We start from the raw sequence: 15640 nt of genomic DNA, 5'->3' as shown, positions 1-15640 counted from the left end.
GGCCTTTAACAATATGACTTGGAAAATGGCCGCATAGGGTCAATAGTGAAACTGTCCGGAAACAGGGACGAAGTCCACACTGCTTAATGGCGAGGTCTTCTACTCGCTATGTGAGGCCCAAATCCTGACCGAACAATGGAGGAAACACTACAACACCAAACGACCCCACAGTGCTCTGGGCTACCGCCCACCAGCACCGGAAACCATCGTCCCGATGGAACAAAGGCCAATCATGCACTAACATTCAATCTGGACCACTCAGGTGGGGCTGATCAAGGGCGAGGACTATTTCTCACTACCGACAGAATTAAATAGGGCTTGACCGAACTGGGGGTTGGCATTCAATGATGTCAATACCGCCGTATCGTTGGAGGGGCAAATGCTGAGCTTTAGGACGCTTCTCGCGACCACCGCACTGGTGGTTGCGACAATGGTTTCAGAAACCGCCACTGCAGATGGCTCCGACAGCCCGATCGCAGATTGGACGGCCTATGGAAAATTTGTGGATGAGCAGGGAAACATTACACTGCCGAAGAATTTTGTGGAAACCTGGGTGCATATGGGCACATGGGCAGTGGTCGAAGAGGACCTGATCCCAGATCTTCATAGCGTCTATGCGCCGATCGAAGTGATCAAATTCTACCGTGAACATGGCGATTTCGCAGATGGTGCGATGCTGATCAAGGAAGTACGGCATGCACGCGGCGCCGACCACACGACCGGCCGCGCCTTCTGGGCAACGGACGAGGTAATCGTCTGGTTTGTGATGGTCAAGGACACTCAGAACCGGTTTCCCGACAACCCGATCTGGGGCGACGGCTGGGGTTGGGGCCTGTTCAACGGCGACGATAAGGAAACACAGATTTCCGATGACTACACCGAGGAATGCCTTGGTTGCCATATCCCGGTCGAGCATCTAGATTACAGCTATATCTATGCCTATCCGGTACTAGGCGAAAAGCTGGATCAATATGAGCCTAACGAGGTATATGATACCCATGCAGTCGAAGAGAATAACATCAACCCAGCCAACGATCTGGCGCTGATTGAGCGTGGTGAAAAAGTCTATAAGCGCTGCAAGACCTGTCATTCGCTAGAAGCCGGTAAGCATAAATCCGGGCCATCTCTGGCGGGCGTTTTAGGACGCCAGGCGGGCAGCGCCGAAGGTTTCAACTATTCCGATGCGATGAAAAACTCCAACGTGACGTGGAACGCCGAAACACTCGATGCCCATCTGGCAGACGTGAAAAACTTCATTCCGGGCAACCGCATGGGCAAAGTTTATCCGGCAGGCGTGTCCAGGGCTGGAGACCGTCAGGCTATCATCGAGTTTCTTAAGACGCAGTAATGCCGACCGATCCCGCGCCACGAAAGCCGTTTTCCATCCGGATACTGCATTGGGGGGTCGTGCTGCTGTTTGTGACCGCATTCGCCACCGGTGAAACGGCGTTCAGATTTGATCTGGACATGCGCATCAGAACGCGAGACGCATTATTTTCAGCCCATCGCCTAAGTGGGATAATGGCAGCGATTCTTCTACTGGTCTGGAGGGGAATCAGGATTCTTGGGCCAAAACCTATGCTTCGCGAACCGGTCCAAAACCTCCCAATTTCGCTCTTTCACACTGCTCTGTGGCTTGCCGCGCTGTTGACACCGGTATTGCCATGGATTGCACGAAGCCTGGATGGCAGGTTGCAGGAACTTTACTCGATTTTGCCTGTGTTCAATCTAGTGTCCCACCCAACGACCCCCTGGACGTATTGGCTGCTCGCACAACACAAGACGATGTCCACGCTGTTGCTCTATGGCCTTGCGGTTCACATCATCGGCGCGCTTTTCCATTGTGTTGTGAGGCGCGATTCGGTCTTGTCATCAATGTTTTTCGGACGCGGAGGATCAAAAGAAAACCCGTTGGAGTCGCGTCAAATGGACCGGTCGTAACTTTCTGCCATTTTCAGAATCTGCCGTACTTCCATGGCGCAGGCCGATCCTGCAATCGCCACCAAAGTGACCTGACGCGACAGTTTCATGTCTTCAACAGGCTTAAGCACCAGCCCCGGTACGATTGCGGAACGTTCCGGGACCGTGCATACGCCCAACCCCGCAGCAACCAGTTGCTGCGCCCAATCCTCTCGTTCGGATCGAACCCTCGGCCGCATGACAGCATCGCGATCCATAAAATGTGCTATAACCCGAGATCGGAATTCGCAAAATATCCGGTCAATATAGGTCTCGTGAGACATCGCCTCCACCGGTATCTCGTCAAACTGAGCAAGCTTGTGAGTCTCTGCCAGCCCAAGCCTCATGAACTCCTCGTAAAGCGGCACCGCCGTCAGCTTGAAATTCTGTCCGGGCGGATCGGTCAAGATGCAGGCATCATATTTTCCAGACAAAACTTCGGCTTCGGACTCCTTTTCTTTCATCGGAGCCAAATGCAGATCAACATCCGGTAGTTGTGCAAGCACGTGCGAGATGAACGAAGAGAAGGCAGCGGGGGCGATTGTTGTAGCGATACCAACGGTTACAACCCGGTGGCGTCCGCTGACCGAATTCTCGGCAAGGTCACGGATGTTGTTGAGCAGGGCCTCGACCCGCATGAACTCGATCTGCAAATCGCGGCCAAGCGCGGTCAGACGACTGTCCTTGCCATCCCGATAAATGAGCGGCCCGCCTAATTCGTCCTCCAACCGTTTGATCGCTTTCGTCAGGCTCGGCTGGGCCACACCGCTTCGCCGGGCGGCCTCGGTGAAATTCAAGGTTTCGGCAAGGTGTATGAAGTAGTTTATTTGCTTAAGATCCAAGTTTTACCGCCTATCCATTGAGACACCTTACAAGGTGCAGTTTTCAAGAATAGAAGCAAGTCACTCGAGAATCTGGAGTCTAATCGTCCTGGTCGGCTTGTGGGGGGAAGAGAATTGCGCTGTGCCGCTGCGGGGACATTGCGTAGAGTTTGTATCGTTGCTGACCGAAGGAATTCCCCGGGGCCGATAAATGCCTGACGTCAGACAGGCAAAAAATTGAAATCTTATCAAAATCCCCCATATGGGTACTATGAACAAACAATCCCACAATGAATTTCGTGAGCTCGGCCATGTCTGCTGGATGCGGGACTATGAGATGGCAGTCAGACTTGCTGCCGGGACGAACAAACCTATCCTCTTGCTGTTTCAGGAAGTCCCCGGTTGCGCCGGGTGCGTGAACTTCGGCCATGACGTGCTTGAACAGCCGCTGTTGGTCGAGCTTATCGAAAACAGCTTTGTTCCCCTGGCAATTTTCAACAATCGGCCAGGGCCTGACGCGGAGATACTGAATAGTTTCAACGAAATGGCCTGGAACTATCCGGTCATGTATTTTCTGGATGCGCAGGGCCAGCAGATCGTTCCCAAGCTGTCGAACCGCTATGACCCGATCGGTCTTTACGAGAAACTGGTCGCGGTTCTTGAGAAACGCGGCACAGACATCCCCGAATATGTCAGGCTGCTGCACAGTGATTTATTGGTCGAATATGGGCTGGCGCGGTCCAGTATTTTTGCAACGCCATGCTTCTGGTCGGGTGAGACGACCCTGGCCCAGCATCCAGCGGTGCTGACAACCGAAGCCGGTTGGGTCGACGGTGAAGAGGTGGTCAAAGTGCATTTCGACCCGGAGCATCCGGATGCAGCAACGCTTGAACGGTATGCGATGACCGAGGGATTTCCCGTCGTTTGGTCAAAAGGCTACAGGCCGGACCGAACGCCTCAATACTATCTCAGCAAATCCCGCTACGCGGATTTGCCACTCAGCCGGGCTCAGCGCACGCGTCTCAACCTTGCAATCCCCTACAAAGACAATCCAGAGGGGTATCTCAGCCCTGGCCAGTTCAAACAGCTATCAGGGAATTGAGCGTCCCGGATTCGTGGGGCGCTGGCCTACTCTCCGTACCGTTCCGTTTTGACCTTGAGCGGGTCGATCCCTGCATCGACAAAACAATGTGCAAGCGCCTCGACAAACGCATTTGATCCGCAGACATAGACAGTCGACGGATCAGGCGCGTGTGCGCCCATCAGATAAACCACCTTTTCGCAACTGAACCGTCCCGTGATGTCGCCATCGCGCTCGGGCGCCTCGCGGGTAACCGCCCGGATGTAAGTCAGGTTAGGGTTGCGGTTTGCAAGTTCTTCAAGTTCATCTCCCGCGATCACATCAAGGTTGCAACGCGAGGACTGCAGCAGAATCATCTTGTCTTTGTGACCGGCATCTGTGTGGACCCTGGCAATCGACAAAAACGGTGCGACACCCGATCCGCCTGACAGGAGCACGGTATTGCCTTGCATCTCTGGTCCCCAGATGAAATGCCCGCCAAGCGGGCCGCGAATTTCGACCTGGGTTCCGACTTTCGCATAACCGTGGAAGAAGCTGGAAACCTCTCCGTCCAACAACAGCTCAATGGCCAGAGCGTAGCTGCCGGTTTCGGCTGGTGACGAGGTGATCGAATAGCTGCGCTCAGCACGGTAGCCATCGGGCGCGGTCAGCCGGACATCCAGGTGTTGTCCCGCCATGAATGGCTGAAAACCATCGCATTCAAACACCACTCGGTTAACCCGGGGCGTCAATGGGGTGATCTCGGTAATCGTTGCGAGGTGCCATTTGCTGTTATGTGGAATACTGTCAATCATCGCGTCAATCGTCCGTAAATCTCTGTTCGGCCCAGGGGTCACCGTAGTTGTGATAGCCTGCGCGTTCCCAAAAGCCTGGTTGATCATTGGTTGTGAAACTGATGGCGGTCAGCCATTTCGCCGACTTCCAGAAGTATAGATGCGGGACCACCATTCGGATCGGTCCACCGTGATCGGCCGGAATCGCGTCGCCATTATATTGCGTGGCGATCAGAGCCTTGTCGCCACGAAGGTCCGCAAGAGGCAGGTTGGTGGTATAGCCGTCAGCACTGTAAAAGCGCACAAATTCAGTCGGTGGCTCATCAATGCCCGCGGCTTCCAAAAGATTGTCGAAGGTAACACCCTTCCACTTGGTGTCCAGCTTGGTCCAGCGGGTCACACAGTGAATATCATGGGTCATATTGGTTTGTGGTAAAGCATTGAATTCCCCCCAATTCCAGGCCGCCGCTACTTCGGTCCCAGCCCGTAGCTCCAACTGCCATCTGGTCATATCCATACGTGGAGTTGGCCCAATCGACAGGACGGGAAACCCATCCACCCTGGATTGTCCCGGCGGGATTCTCTTCTCCAGATCCGCGTCACGCCGCCGCCCAAAAAAACCTTCTGTAATCATCTGACTTTTGATCCCTTGCTAGATATCCTGACCATAAACGCAGTCCGGTGAAACACGTCTGCACTTCGAAATTTGAAACACTGCCGCCAACTCGGCATCCGACACGCAGCTTTGCGCGATGAACCAATGACCAGCCAGCCAAAGTACATCCAGTATAGCAAGTGGTAAAACGAAGTGGAATGAAAACTATAGCCCTCAGGCATTTCACAAACCATACTTGGAAACCTATCTTTAGTTCAACCGAACAGAAGGAGGTCGCTATGAAATACCAAAAATCCGAAGACGCTGTCGCAAAGCTGACGCCGGAACAATACAGGGTAACACAACAGGACGGCACCGAACGTGCGTTCACCGGTGAGTATGACAAACACTATGAGCCGGGAATCTATGTCGATGTCGTTTCGGGTGAGCCGCTGTTTGCCTCATCGGCTAAGTTCAATTCGGGTAGTGGATGGCCATCATTCACCAAGCCTATTGATAACGTAACCGAGCTTCAGGACGCATCGCTTGGGATGGTCCGCACCGAGGTTCGCTCTAAACATGGTGACAGCCATCTTGGGCATGTGTTCAACGATGGGCCGCGTGACAAGGGCGGGATGCGTTACTGCATCAACTCCGCCAGCCTGCGGTTCGTACCAAAAGACCAGATGGAAGCCGAGGGGTATGGCGAATACCTCGATCATGTGGAGGAAAGCTAATGACTGAACGCGCTGTTCTGGCCGGTGGTTGCTTCTGGGGAATGCAGGATCTGATCCGCAAACTCCCGGGCGTAGAATCCACCCGTGTGGGATACACAGGTGGTGACGTGAAACACGCCACCTATCGCAACCACGGCACCCATGCCGAAGGGATCGAGATCATCTTTGATCCCGAGAAAACCAGCTATCGGGAACTTCTGGAGTTCTTCTTCCAGATTCACGACCCCTCGACGATGAACCGTCAGGGAAATGACGTCGGTACAAGCTACCGCTCGGGCATCTACTACACGTCCGAGGAACAAAAACAGGTGGCTCTGGACACCATTGCCGATGTCGATGCCTCGGGTCTTTGGCCGGGCAAGGTGAAGACCGAAGTGAGAGAGGTCGGTGACTTCTGGGAAGCCGAGCCTGAGCACCAGGATTACCTGGAGCGGTTCCCCAATGGCTACACCTGCCATTTCCCGCGATCCGGTTGGGTTCTGCCCAAGCGCGCGGCGGCAGAATAGAAAAGTCACCCTGCAGCCTGGCAACCAAGTCAGGCTGCATGTTTCCAAGGAGTAAAAGGAAGTGACCGACCTAGAAAGGTTAGAAATGAGTGGTGATGGTCGGTCCAACGCATGTGCATTGGTCTTTGGCGAGATACGTGAGAAGCTATACCCTCTGGAAAACGACGAGCGGAAGCGATGCTACTTGGCGATCGCAGGAGATTTGGCCGAGGAGGTTGCTTATGAAATGGCCGCATCGGACCCAAAAGGTGCTCCGGTTACCCGGCTAATTCTACTGGCCGCAGAACTCCAAAAGCTCTCAGAACGAATCAAAGGAAAAAGGACCTGAATGGTCAGTTCGTATTGTAATGTGTAAACTGACGCTCAGCAAACTGTCGACCGGGCCATCAGAAGAGAGAAGAGAGTTGAATGCACATCGCGGTGATTGGAGACGGGGCATCAGCGGCGGCGTTGGTCGAAACAGCAAGGCTAGGCCCTAATGATCAGTTGACCATCATCGGCCCGAATGTGGGGCAATTCGGTCGAGGGCTGGCATATGCGGATCACGACCGAACCAAACCTTGGCGGTATTCATACTTGATGAACTCGCCAAGCGAGGCTTTCGGGGAGGGCTTTGCCGCATGGGTTGCGCAGACATGGCCCGAGCTTCGCCAGGAAGCTCGTGGCTACCGGCCTGACTGGCTTGAGTTCAACGCCCGGCATTTTAGCCAGGGAGACTTTGGGGCGGTGTTCGCACCGCGTGCTTTCTATGGTCAGTGGTTAGTGGACCGATCTCGTGCCAGGCTTTCCCGGCTCTATAACGATGGTGTCGAGGTAAGAGTAAGAACCGGTATCGCCGCCAGTCTGACCCCTGCCGGCAAGAAATTTCGGATCACGCTTTCCAACGGAGAGGTGATCCATGCGGACCGGGTGGACGTGGCCACCGGAGCCCCCGGAACCCAGAGATTCGGGTCCGATGCAGGCCCAACGGCGTTCACGACGCTTTATGGCAATGAAGACGCCATTGCCGAGGTTCTGGCGCCCGGGCAGACCGTTACCTGCCTGGGGGGCAATGCAGCGATGCTGGATGTCTTGCGCTTCCTGCAGGCCGTCATGGACGAACGCAACATCCTTCTTCGCGTCATCAGGCGCGGGGGAGAGCCTGAGCCTTTGCTGCTGACGCGGCCCAGGAAGGCCCCTGTCCGGCCAGAAATCACCGGCCCGTTCAAAGCGTCGGATGATCTGGTCGCTGCGGTCGATGACGAAATCGAACGGTTTCGCGCGTCAGGTGCGCGCATGGCCGAAATCAGGCCCGGGTTCCTTGCCTGGGGAGAAAGAATGCCGCTGGCAGGTGTGCTGCCTTCACTCACGGAGCGGCGTCGTGTGCTTCCTCTGCTTGAGCGCCGCTTTCGCAGAGGGACGCATGACAGCATTGCGGATTATCGGCGGCTGCGGGACGCCGGTCAGATTGAAGAGATGATCGGTGAGATTACGTGGGTCTATGCCGAGGCGCGGGGAAAGGTTCGGATATGCGTCAACATCGCAGGCGGGCAACAGGAGCTGACTGTTCCGCTCGTGATCAACACCTCGGGACGGGGCGATCAACTCGCTCTGGACCTGCTGACATCGGGAATGGTCCGGGACGGCCTCCTGAGTCTGAACGAAAGCAAGACCGGTATCACTGTCTATGCCGAACTGAAAACCAATGTCGAGGGTGTCAGATACCTGTCGCCCGCGATCACTGAAATCGGCGGAGAGCCTTTGACTTTCCCGCTTTATGACGTCTCGGCTCTTCAGCGCCTGGCGTCTGAGGCAAATGCCTCTACCTGAAACCGTTCGGCATTTGGCTGAATATAGAACCGAAAAAGGAGCAGACATGCAATTCGGAGGACTTCACAACAAGGCAAGAGAACTGCGCGTCAATGACTGGATCGATGCCGATGGCAGTCCAATGGACAACCCCGTTCGCCTGAACGATCTGGGGGAAGGGTACAAGATCATCTATTGCTTCCAACACTGGTGCCCCGGGTGTCACTCTCGCGGGTTTCCGACGCTTAAGTACTTGCATGATAATCTCTTTGGCAAAGGTTTTGGATTTGCCGTGATCCAGACAGTCTTTGAAGGTGCGGATACCAACACCCATGACAAGTTGCGGGTCAATCAGGAACAATATGGTCTGAAAGTCCCATTTGGCCATGATACCCCCCCCGAAGGCGAGCGGTACCCGACATTTATGGAGGATTATCGTTCCGGCGGCACGCCTTGGTTCACGGTGATCGACCCCGACGGGAACGTCGTTTACGCCGATTTCCGGCTTGATCCGGAAAGATTTCTGAAAGCACTCGGCGCAGATGGCGTTGAGTTCGAGAAGACCGCCTAACTGGAATCGGGGAAGCCAGTATCCGGCTTCCCCACCCTTTGCAAGATGCCACGCAATGAATCAGGTAAGGTCCCAATGACAAACGAACCGGTATTCTCTTTCGACAACAGCTATGCACATGACCTTGAGGGGTTTTATGTTCCCTGGAAGGGAGACAAGACCCCAAATCCGGAAATCCTCAAACTGAACTCGGGGCTTGCGCAGGATCTCGGGCTTGATGCCGGTCTACTGAACACGGCCTCGGGCGCCGCATTCCTGAGTGGTGCCGCAGAGCCGGAGGGGAGCATGCCGCTCGCCATGGCTTATGCTGGGCACCAGTTTGGAGGCTTCTCGCCACAGCTGGGCGACGGGCGTGCCATTCTGGTGGGAGAGATCATCGACCGGAATGGCAATCGGCGGGATATCCACCTGAAGGGTTCGGGCCGTACGCCGTTTTCGCGCGGTGGTGACGGAAAGGCCGTGATCGGACCGGTTCTGCGCGTATATCTGATCGCTGAAGCCATGCATGCCCTTGGTATTCCTACGACCCGTGCCCTGGCGGCGACGCTGACGGGCGAGGAAATCGAACGCAACGGTTATGAGAAGGGGGCCGTGCTTGCCCGCGTTGCCGCGTCACATCTTCGGGTCGGAACCTTTCAGTTCTTCGCGGCGCGGGATGAAACCGACAAGGTCCGGCAACTCGCCGACTATGCCATCGTGCGCCACTATCCCGATATCGGCGACCGGGACGACAGGTGTCTGGAATTTTTCCGCCGGGTTCGCGATGCGCAGGCCGCACTCGTCGCGCGATGGGTTCTGGTCGGATTTGTCCATGGCGTGATGAATACTGACAACACGACAATCTCTGGTGAAACGATCGACTATGGCCCCTGCGCATTTATCGACAGCTATGATCCTAAAGCGGTGTTCAGTTCCATCGACCAACACGGTCGCTATGCATATGGAAACCAACCGACCATAGCGCAGTGGAACCTGTCCCGCCTGGCAGAAACCCTTATTGATCTGGTCAATCCCGATGACAGCGACGATGCCATCAGGCAACTGACCAACGAGGTCAATGCGTTCCCAGCGCATTATCAACAGGAATGGCTGTCAGGAATGCGCGCCAAGCTGGGGTTCGCCAAGGAACTACCCGAAGATATCGGCCTGGCCAACGACCTGCACGCAGCAATGGAGGGGAATAATGTCGACTATACCGGGTTCTTCCGCGCACTGGCTGATGCTGTTCGTGGCAACAATGAACCGGTGCGGGCGTTGTTCGACACACCCCAGACCGCATTCGATACATGGCTTGAACGGTACCTGCGGCGTTGTGGACATGAGGATGTGGACGCCGCCGCAAGAGCCCGATTGATGGACCAGGTCAATCCCTTGTATATCCCGCGCAATCACAAGGTTGAAGAAGCCCTGAAAGCCGCGGCTGAAGATGATATGGGCCCCTTTTACCGCTTGCTCGGGGTTTTGATGAACCCGTTTCAACGACACGATGGTGCCGAGCCCTACGCCGAACCTGCGCCAGAGGGTTTCGGCAAGTATCAGACCTTTTGCGGGACGTGAACCGCCAGTTCCCCGAAGAGATCAGCGATAACGCTGTTCTTTCCAGGGATCGCCATAGTTATGATAGCCCAGTTTTTCCCAATACCCTTTGTAATCGAACTGAGAAAAATGCAGACCTCTAAGCCACTTGGCGCTCTTCCAGAAATAAAGCCGCGGCGCAACCAGACGTACCGGCCCGCCATGGGCCGTTTCCAGGGGTTTGCCGTCGAAATGAGTGGCAACCACGGCCTGACCGCCGCGCAGGTCCTTGAGATGCAGATTGGCCGTGTAGTCGCTATCCGCCCTGGCCAGAACGAACCGCGCCTCGGGCGCGGGTTTCACAAGGTCGACCAGCACATCAATGTCAACTCCACGCCAGATCGTGTCGAGCTTGGACCACTTTGTTACACAATGGATGTCTGTTTTAAACTCGCGGGAGGGTAAATCATTGAACGCAACCCAATCCAACGTCACGGGATTCGCGACTTCCCCGTCCAGTGTCAGGGACCAATCTTCTTTCCGCGCGGTCCTTGGAGTACCTGCTGTCATCACGGGAAATTTCTGCGTAACGATCTGGCCCGGCGGAATTCGGGGTTGGTCGCTAGTATCGTTGTTCATGTTATTGCCTGTCTAAAAAAGAAAAACCACACATCAACAAGAGGATATCACGTATGAACCTGTTTGCCGATACTGCCGTCGAGGCTGTAACCGCGTTGATCGAAAGCGGATATGACAACGACTTTCGCATTCGTGACGGGAAGCTTGTGAATGTGACCAATGGCGAAGCTGTTTCGCCGGAAGACGCCGTCATCAAGGCCAGCTTTCGATATGTCACCGACCCGACTGAAGAAGACGCGTCCCACATCTATGCCCTTAGTCTGCCGGATGGGACCAAAGGCTTTTTGATTGACGCCTTGGATATCGAGGCCGAGGGCATCCTGCACGGCCTCGGCAATACAAAGCCCTCTCATAGGGTCGAGGAGGTCGACAATGCAGACTACCGCTATGGTCTGCGAAAGATACGAAAGTCAGAATTCAATCAGGATCCGGAACGTTATGTTCTTCGCTTGGGGTTTCCTGATTTCCCAGAATGTCCTTTCGGGGAAGAATATTCGGTTCTAGGTTTTGACACTGCGCGGCAGGAATATGTCTGGCTGGTTTCAAGCATCCTTCGCGATGATCGCCTGGCCCGCGTTCCCTATCAGGAACTCCAGACCGATGAATGATACGGAAAGGGCAGGAAATGCATCATTATGACAGCGTAATCATCGGTTCGGGACAGGCGGCGCCGTCTCTCGCGGTCGAGCTTGCCAAACGGGGGCAGAGCGTGGCGCTGATCGAAGGTGACCGTTTGGGCGGAACTTGCGTCAACAGTGGCTGCACACCCACAAAAACCCTCCGCAAATCGGCTCGCGTGGCGCATCTGGCCCGCCGTGCCGGAGAGTTCGGCGTATCCGTCGGACCGGTGGAGGTAGATTTCACCGCAGCCATGGCCCGTATGAATAAACGGGTGGACATGGCAAGGCGCGGCCTGACAGCCTGGATCGGTCGCACCAGGGGCGTGGAGGTCATAAACGCCTGGGGCCATCTCGAAGGATTTGATGAATACGGCCATTTCATCATCGGAGCCGGAGAGGGAAAGATCGCGGCGACGCATGTATACCTCAACACCGGCACGCATGCTTTCGTGCCACCGATTCCGGGGCTGGATCAGATCGAGGCGCTGACCAACGCATCGCTCTTGGCGCTGACCGAACGCCCGGATCACCTGATTGTCGTCGGCGGCAGCTATATCGGGCTTGAGATGGCGCAGATCTTCCGCCGACTGGGATCAGAGGTGACGATTGTTCATCGCGCGGAAGCTCTTGCAGGTCGCGAAGACCAAGATGTATCACAGATCGTCGCTGATTTCATGACCGACGAAGGGATCAACCTACATCTGAATGTGCAAATCTCCAATGTGGCAAAGAACATGCGCGGTCTGCTGATGACGCTTGATGACGGTGCGGAGATCGCGGGCAGCCATGTTCTCTTCGCCACGGGCCGTGTACCAAATACGCACAAACTTGGCCTTGAGAATGTTGGTCTGGAGGCGGACAAGCGCGGTTTCATCCCCACGGACAAACATTTGCGAACGAATGTACCGGGGATCTGGGCCTTGGGCGATGTGAACCGGCGTGGCGCGTTCACGCATACCTCCTATCACGACCACGAGATCGTCCTGGCAGCGTTGGACGGCCTCGAAAACCTGCATCAGTGGCAGGATGCAGAACAGCGCCCAACAATCTATGCTATGTTCACCGATCCCCCGTTGGGGCGCGTGGGACCGTCTTTAAAAGAAGCACAAGCTCTCGCCAATTCGGGACGCAGCATTCTGGTGTCCGAAATGAAAATGGCCGATATCAGCCGTGCTAAGGAAGAGGGCGAAACCACCGGTCTGATCCGCCTTATCGTGGATGGTGAAACCGAGACCTTACTTGGAGCAACGGTCCTTGGCTTCGCCGGAGACGAAATCATCTCGATTTTGTCGAACTACATGGCCACCGGGGCAAGCTACAAGATCATGCAACAGGCACTGCCCGTACATCCGACGATCGCGGAACTCCTGCCGACGATCCTGGCCAGCCTGAAGCCATTGGAGCCACGAAATGACTGATATCACCCTGTATGGCGAAATTCGCTGCCCCAAGACCCGGTTTTACCGGGCGGCGCTTGAAGAACGCGGTTTGCCCTATGAAATGGCCGAAGTCGACAAGGACGCCGACGCCGCACGCCGTCTTACCGAACTGACCGGCAGCCCGACGAAATTCCCGACCTTTGAAATCAAGGGTCGTAAGGTGAGAAATCCGAAGTTGCCCGATCTCGACAAGGAACTTGCGCGCGCAAACCTCTACGATCCGGGTCTCATTCATGACGAGCGCTCCCAACGGTTCATTCGCCATATGTCGCCCTCGGACGCCTTTGTGAGTTACTCTTGGCAAGGTGACCGTATGATCCTTGGCCATATTGAAGTAGATCCGTCGCTGCGCGGTTCCGGACTTGGCGCCCGTCTTGCCGGTGAAGTATTCGACGAAGTTCTGGGCCGGACACATGAGATCAGGATAACCTGTCCCTTCATGCGCCGCGTCGCATCGTCCCGTTCGGAGTGGCGCAAGAAATTCAATCTGGAGAGCTGACATGCCCATTGAATTTGAAAACACCCGTTTCGATCCGGACGTGATCGAGTTTCACGGCATCGCCATGGAAATGGCCGCGTCGGTCGGTTACACGGCCGATATGAGCGTGGACGGTCAACTTGCCCAGTTGCTCCGCCTACGCGTGGCGCAGATGAATCCCTGTTCCTACTGCCTGATCCTTCATACTCAGGCGGCTCATGATAGGGGAATCGCCAAAGAAAAGGTCGCGCATCTGGCCAGTTGGCGTGAAAGCACCATGTTCAGCGACATGGAACGGGACGCCCTTAACTATTGCGAGGCGTTAACAGATTATAACCTGGTGACTTTTCCCGACTGCCACGAGCGGTTGAAGATGCATTTTGATGAAAAAGCCATCGCTGAGATCGCTGCGATTGTCATCAACATGAACCTGTGGGTCAGGCTGAAGTTGGCGCAGGGCCAGGTGCCGGTAGATGCCTGAGGATATGATCACACTAGGCTTCGGCGGAGGCTGTCACTGGTGCACCGAAGCGGTGTTTCAAAGTGTTGTAGGCATCAACGATGTCAAACAAGGTTTCATTCGCTCTGACGCGCCAGACGAAAGATGGTCTGAAGCCGTTGAAGTCACCGCTGACCTTCAGGTCATACCGCTTGATGCTCTGGTATCCATCCACTTGGCAACTCATTCCAGCCAGTCGGACCACAAGATGCGTGGCAAGTATCGCAGTGCCGTATACATTTCAGACGTCGTGCTGGGCCAGGAGATTGAAAGTAAGATTCGGGAATTGTCCGTCCGGATCGAAACAGACTTCGTGACGCGTGTACTGGCGCATCGGGGCTTCAAGCCATCCGATGAGAGGTTTCACGACTACTATCACACCAACCCGGAACGTCCCTTTTGCCGGACTTACATCGACCCGAAGATAGCAGAGCTGCGCTCAGAATTCGCTCAATACCTGAAACGCGCGGATACCAAAAATGCCTGAAACTATATTAATAATCCTTGCCTCTTTCGTTGGTTGTTCTCTGATCAGCAAGGGAATTTCCCGAACGATCTTTACCCTTCCAATACTGTTCACAGCCTTTGGACTGGCATTGTCAGGCAGCATAACCTCTTCGTTTTCGCCTGAGATCATCCATATAGGAACGAAGCACCTCGCAGAGGTAACGCTTGTCTTGATTCTGTTCTCGGATGCCAGCCATGTTCGCTTCCGTCGGCTCGCACATTCGTGGACAATCCCAGCGCGCATGTTACTTGTAATGGATTGAGATTATCCGGGCTTGGAAATGAGATCATCGCCGATTTCAGATCAGATTATTTGAGACCATAAATCGCGTTCAGATCGTTTTAAATGAGACTGAGATCACATTGACTGAGACAGGATCGGATTGTTGAGATTGAAATCTGTGCGGTGAGATTGCAGGCAGAAAAGACAGCAACATAGGGGGCAATGTGGCGTTGATTTCAGGAATGACTTTTCTGCCAGCGCTCGACACCCAAACGCGCGGAAATCTCGACTGCCAGAAAATCGGGCGTTTTTCTGGCGCAGCTATCGGCGAGTGTGCGCAGCAAAGCGTCCCCTCACATCATCCGCAACAGCTATCGCCATTCTGGATATGCCAGACTGACCGTGGATGACATCTGCCCTGACACGGCGAGGTACGCACGGCGCAAATCTTCGTCGCCGCCCTTGGGGCCTCGAACTACACCTATGTAGAGGCGACCTGGACGCAGAGCCTGCCTGACTGGATCAGCAGCCACGTGCGGGCCTTCAGTTTCTTTGGCGGCGTACCCGCGATGATCGTGTCGGACAACGGCTCTGTTGCACAAATCGGATTTTGAGCGCAGTTCCCCTTTCCCCGGACGGACTTATCCTACGGGCTCTGTGACAGGTATGCCAAGGGCGGTGTAGCGGTTGAGCACCGCGACCCGGACTTGGAGCTCAGCAACCTGCCGGTCGAAGTCTCTGGCCATGAGGCCCTGGCCAAGGAGTTTGACGCAGTTCATCTTCGCCTCTGCGCGGCTTCGGCGGTGATAACCTGCGCAATCCGGAGCATTCGGCCGGTCAATCCGACAGCATCCGGCCACCTGATCCGGAGTATCCCGCCACCCTTGGC

General features: G+C 55.2%; 17 protein-coding genes and 3 pseudogenes. 15 read left to right on the top strand and 5 right to left on the bottom strand.

All coding sequences use genetic code 11. The features are described from left to right. Positions 1-70: 70 nt before the first annotated feature. From AC2FPW_RS16825 to AC2FPW_RS16815, 3 genes and pseudogenes are all read left to right on the top strand, one after another. Positions 71-241: pseudogene (locus AC2FPW_RS16825) on the top strand (integrase core domain-containing protein); the annotation flags it as partial. Between the two features lie 138 nt (positions 242-379). Further along, positions 380-1348 (top strand): cytochrome P460 family protein, encoded by a 969-nt coding sequence (locus AC2FPW_RS16820; RefSeq protein WP_496814646.1) that lies wholly within the window; start codon positions 380-382, stop codon positions 1346-1348. After that, entirely contained in the window at positions 1348-1941 is a 594-nt protein-coding gene (locus AC2FPW_RS16815; protein WP_496814645.1) for a cytochrome b, read from the top strand. The genes AC2FPW_RS16820 and AC2FPW_RS16815 overlap by 1 nt, the downstream gene beginning before the upstream one ends. Here AC2FPW_RS16815 and AC2FPW_RS16810 read toward each other — a convergent pair. After that, positions 1923-2801 carry a LysR family transcriptional regulator gene (locus tag AC2FPW_RS16810; protein WP_496814644.1) on the bottom strand — a complete coding sequence of 293 codons (879 nt, stop codon included), beginning with the start codon at positions 2799-2801 and terminating at the stop codon, positions 1923-1925. The genes AC2FPW_RS16815 and AC2FPW_RS16810 overlap by 19 nt on opposite strands. Positions 2802-3042: 241 nt before the next feature. On the opposite strand from AC2FPW_RS16810, the gene AC2FPW_RS16805 reads away from it, so the two are divergent. After that, positions 3043-3882 carry a VPGUxxT family thioredoxin-like (seleno)protein, type 2 gene (locus tag AC2FPW_RS16805; protein WP_496814643.1) on the top strand — a complete coding sequence of 280 codons (840 nt, stop codon included), beginning with the start codon at positions 3043-3045 and terminating at the stop codon, positions 3880-3882. 26 nt (positions 3883-3908) lie between these two features. Here the strand turns inward: AC2FPW_RS16805 and AC2FPW_RS16800 are convergent, their stop codons facing one another. Together AC2FPW_RS16800 and AC2FPW_RS16795 are read right to left on the bottom strand one after the other, a co-directional pair. After that, positions 3909-4655, bottom strand: coding sequence for an FAD-binding oxidoreductase (locus tag AC2FPW_RS16800; RefSeq protein WP_496814642.1), 747 nt, complete (start codon positions 4653-4655; stop codon positions 3909-3911). 4 nt (positions 4656-4659) lie between these two features. Then, complete coding sequence (locus tag AC2FPW_RS16795) at positions 4660-5193, bottom strand: molybdopterin-dependent oxidoreductase (protein ID WP_496814640.1); 534 nt, start codon at positions 5191-5193, stop codon at positions 4660-4662. A 335-nt stretch (positions 5194-5528) separates the two neighbouring features. Between AC2FPW_RS16795 and msrB the strand changes: the two genes are divergently transcribed. The 5 genes from msrB to AC2FPW_RS16770 all read left to right on the top strand — a co-directional run bounded on the left by msrB (position 5529) and on the right by AC2FPW_RS16770 (position 10388). Continuing rightward, the gene (gene msrB / locus AC2FPW_RS16790) at positions 5529-5966 is read left to right on the top strand and encodes a peptide-methionine (R)-S-oxide reductase MsrB (RefSeq protein ID WP_496814638.1); all 438 of its coding nucleotides are present in this window, start codon (positions 5529-5531) and stop codon (positions 5964-5966) included. Then, positions 5966-6472 carry a peptide-methionine (S)-S-oxide reductase MsrA gene (gene msrA / locus AC2FPW_RS16785; RefSeq protein WP_496814636.1) on the top strand — a complete coding sequence of 169 codons (507 nt, stop codon included), beginning with the start codon at positions 5966-5968 and terminating at the stop codon, positions 6470-6472. The genes msrB and msrA overlap by 1 nt, the downstream gene beginning before the upstream one ends. A gap of 408 nt (positions 6473-6880) precedes the next feature. After that, the gene (locus AC2FPW_RS16780) at positions 6881-8281 is read left to right on the top strand and encodes an FAD/NAD(P)-binding protein (RefSeq protein WP_496814635.1); all 1401 of its coding nucleotides are present in this window, start codon (positions 6881-6883) and stop codon (positions 8279-8281) included. Between the two features lie 46 nt (positions 8282-8327). Next, complete coding sequence (locus AC2FPW_RS16775) at positions 8328-8831, top strand: peroxiredoxin family protein (RefSeq protein WP_496814633.1); 504 nt, start codon at positions 8328-8330, stop codon at positions 8829-8831. 75 nt (positions 8832-8906) lie between these two features. After that, the gene (locus AC2FPW_RS16770; protein WP_496814631.1) at positions 8907-10388 is read left to right on the top strand and encodes a protein adenylyltransferase SelO; all 1482 of its coding nucleotides are present in this window, start codon (positions 8907-8909) and stop codon (positions 10386-10388) included. Positions 10389-10409: 21 nt separating this feature from the next. On the opposite strand, the gene AC2FPW_RS16765 is transcribed toward AC2FPW_RS16770, so the two are convergent. Continuing rightward, positions 10410-10985 (bottom strand): molybdopterin-dependent oxidoreductase, encoded by a 576-nt coding sequence (locus AC2FPW_RS16765; RefSeq protein WP_496814629.1) that lies wholly within the window; start codon positions 10983-10985, stop codon positions 10410-10412. A gap of 53 nt (positions 10986-11038) precedes the next feature. Here AC2FPW_RS16765 and AC2FPW_RS16760 point away from each other — a divergent pair, with 53 nt between their 5' ends. The 6 genes and pseudogenes from AC2FPW_RS16760 to AC2FPW_RS16735 all read left to right on the top strand — a co-directional run. After that, positions 11039-11593, top strand: a complete 555-nt coding sequence (locus AC2FPW_RS16760) for a hypothetical protein (RefSeq protein ID WP_496814628.1) — start codon at positions 11039-11041, stop codon at positions 11591-11593. A 17-nt stretch (positions 11594-11610) separates the two neighbouring features. Continuing rightward, the gene (locus AC2FPW_RS16755) at positions 11611-13023 is read left to right on the top strand and encodes a mercuric reductase (RefSeq protein WP_496814627.1); all 1413 of its coding nucleotides are present in this window, start codon (positions 11611-11613) and stop codon (positions 13021-13023) included. Further along, entirely contained in the window at positions 13016-13543 is a 528-nt protein-coding gene (locus AC2FPW_RS16750; protein ID WP_496814626.1) for an N-acetyltransferase, read from the top strand. Before AC2FPW_RS16755 ends, AC2FPW_RS16750 begins: the two co-directional genes overlap by 8 nt. 1 nt (position 13544) lies before the next feature. Then, the gene (locus AC2FPW_RS16745; RefSeq protein ID WP_496814625.1) at positions 13545-14003 is read left to right on the top strand and encodes a carboxymuconolactone decarboxylase family protein; all 459 of its coding nucleotides are present in this window, start codon (positions 13545-13547) and stop codon (positions 14001-14003) included. After that, positions 13996-14508 (top strand): peptide-methionine (S)-S-oxide reductase, encoded by a 513-nt coding sequence (locus AC2FPW_RS16740; protein ID WP_496814623.1) that lies wholly within the window; start codon positions 13996-13998, stop codon positions 14506-14508. Before AC2FPW_RS16745 ends, AC2FPW_RS16740 begins: the two co-directional genes overlap by 8 nt. A 668-nt stretch (positions 14509-15176) precedes the next feature. After that, positions 15177-15338, top strand: a pseudogene (locus AC2FPW_RS16735) (IS21 family transposase); the annotation flags it as partial. Positions 15339-15392: 54 nt separating this feature from the next. On the opposite strand, the pseudogene AC2FPW_RS16730 reads toward AC2FPW_RS16735, so the two are convergent. Then, positions 15393-15566, bottom strand: a pseudogene (locus AC2FPW_RS16730) (IS5/IS1182 family transposase); the annotation flags it as partial. Positions 15567-15640: the final 74 nt, after the last annotated feature.

Source organism: Ruegeria sp. SATB027 (assembly GCF_059613825.1).
This window is presented reverse-complemented; position numbering and strand designations above follow the sequence as displayed.

Coding starts and splice junctions, on each gene's coding strand:
- AC2FPW_RS16805 (WP_496814643.1), top strand. CDS start 3,043: ATGGGTACTATGAACAAACAATCCCACAATGAATTTCGTGAGCTCGGC.
- AC2FPW_RS16775 (WP_496814633.1), top strand. CDS start 8,328: ATGCAATTCGGAGGACTTCACAACAAGGCAAGAGAACTGCGCGTCAAT.
- AC2FPW_RS16780 (WP_496814635.1), top strand. CDS start 6,881: ATGCACATCGCGGTGATTGGAGACGGGGCATCAGCGGCGGCGTTGGTC.
- AC2FPW_RS16800 (WP_496814642.1), bottom strand. CDS start 4,655: ATGATTGACAGTATTCCACATAACAGCAAATGGCACCTCGCAACGATT.
- AC2FPW_RS16740 (WP_496814623.1), top strand. CDS start 13,996: ATGCCTGAGGATATGATCACACTAGGCTTCGGCGGAGGCTGTCACTGG.
- AC2FPW_RS16760 (WP_496814628.1), top strand. CDS start 11,039: ATGAACCTGTTTGCCGATACTGCCGTCGAGGCTGTAACCGCGTTGATC.
- AC2FPW_RS16745 (WP_496814625.1), top strand. CDS start 13,545: ATGCCCATTGAATTTGAAAACACCCGTTTCGATCCGGACGTGATCGAG.
- AC2FPW_RS16750 (WP_496814626.1), top strand. CDS start 13,016: ATGACTGATATCACCCTGTATGGCGAAATTCGCTGCCCCAAGACCCGG.
- AC2FPW_RS16770 (WP_496814631.1), top strand. CDS start 8,907: ATGACAAACGAACCGGTATTCTCTTTCGACAACAGCTATGCACATGAC.
- AC2FPW_RS16820 (WP_496814646.1), top strand. CDS start 380: ATGCTGAGCTTTAGGACGCTTCTCGCGACCACCGCACTGGTGGTTGCG.
- AC2FPW_RS16765 (WP_496814629.1), bottom strand. CDS start 10,985: ATGAACAACGATACTAGCGACCAACCCCGAATTCCGCCGGGCCAGATC.
- AC2FPW_RS16815 (WP_496814645.1), top strand. CDS start 1,348: ATGCCGACCGATCCCGCGCCACGAAAGCCGTTTTCCATCCGGATACTG.
- msrB (WP_496814638.1), top strand. CDS start 5,529: ATGAAATACCAAAAATCCGAAGACGCTGTCGCAAAGCTGACGCCGGAA.
- msrA (WP_496814636.1), top strand. CDS start 5,966: ATGACTGAACGCGCTGTTCTGGCCGGTGGTTGCTTCTGGGGAATGCAG.
- AC2FPW_RS16755 (WP_496814627.1), top strand. CDS start 11,611: ATGCATCATTATGACAGCGTAATCATCGGTTCGGGACAGGCGGCGCCG.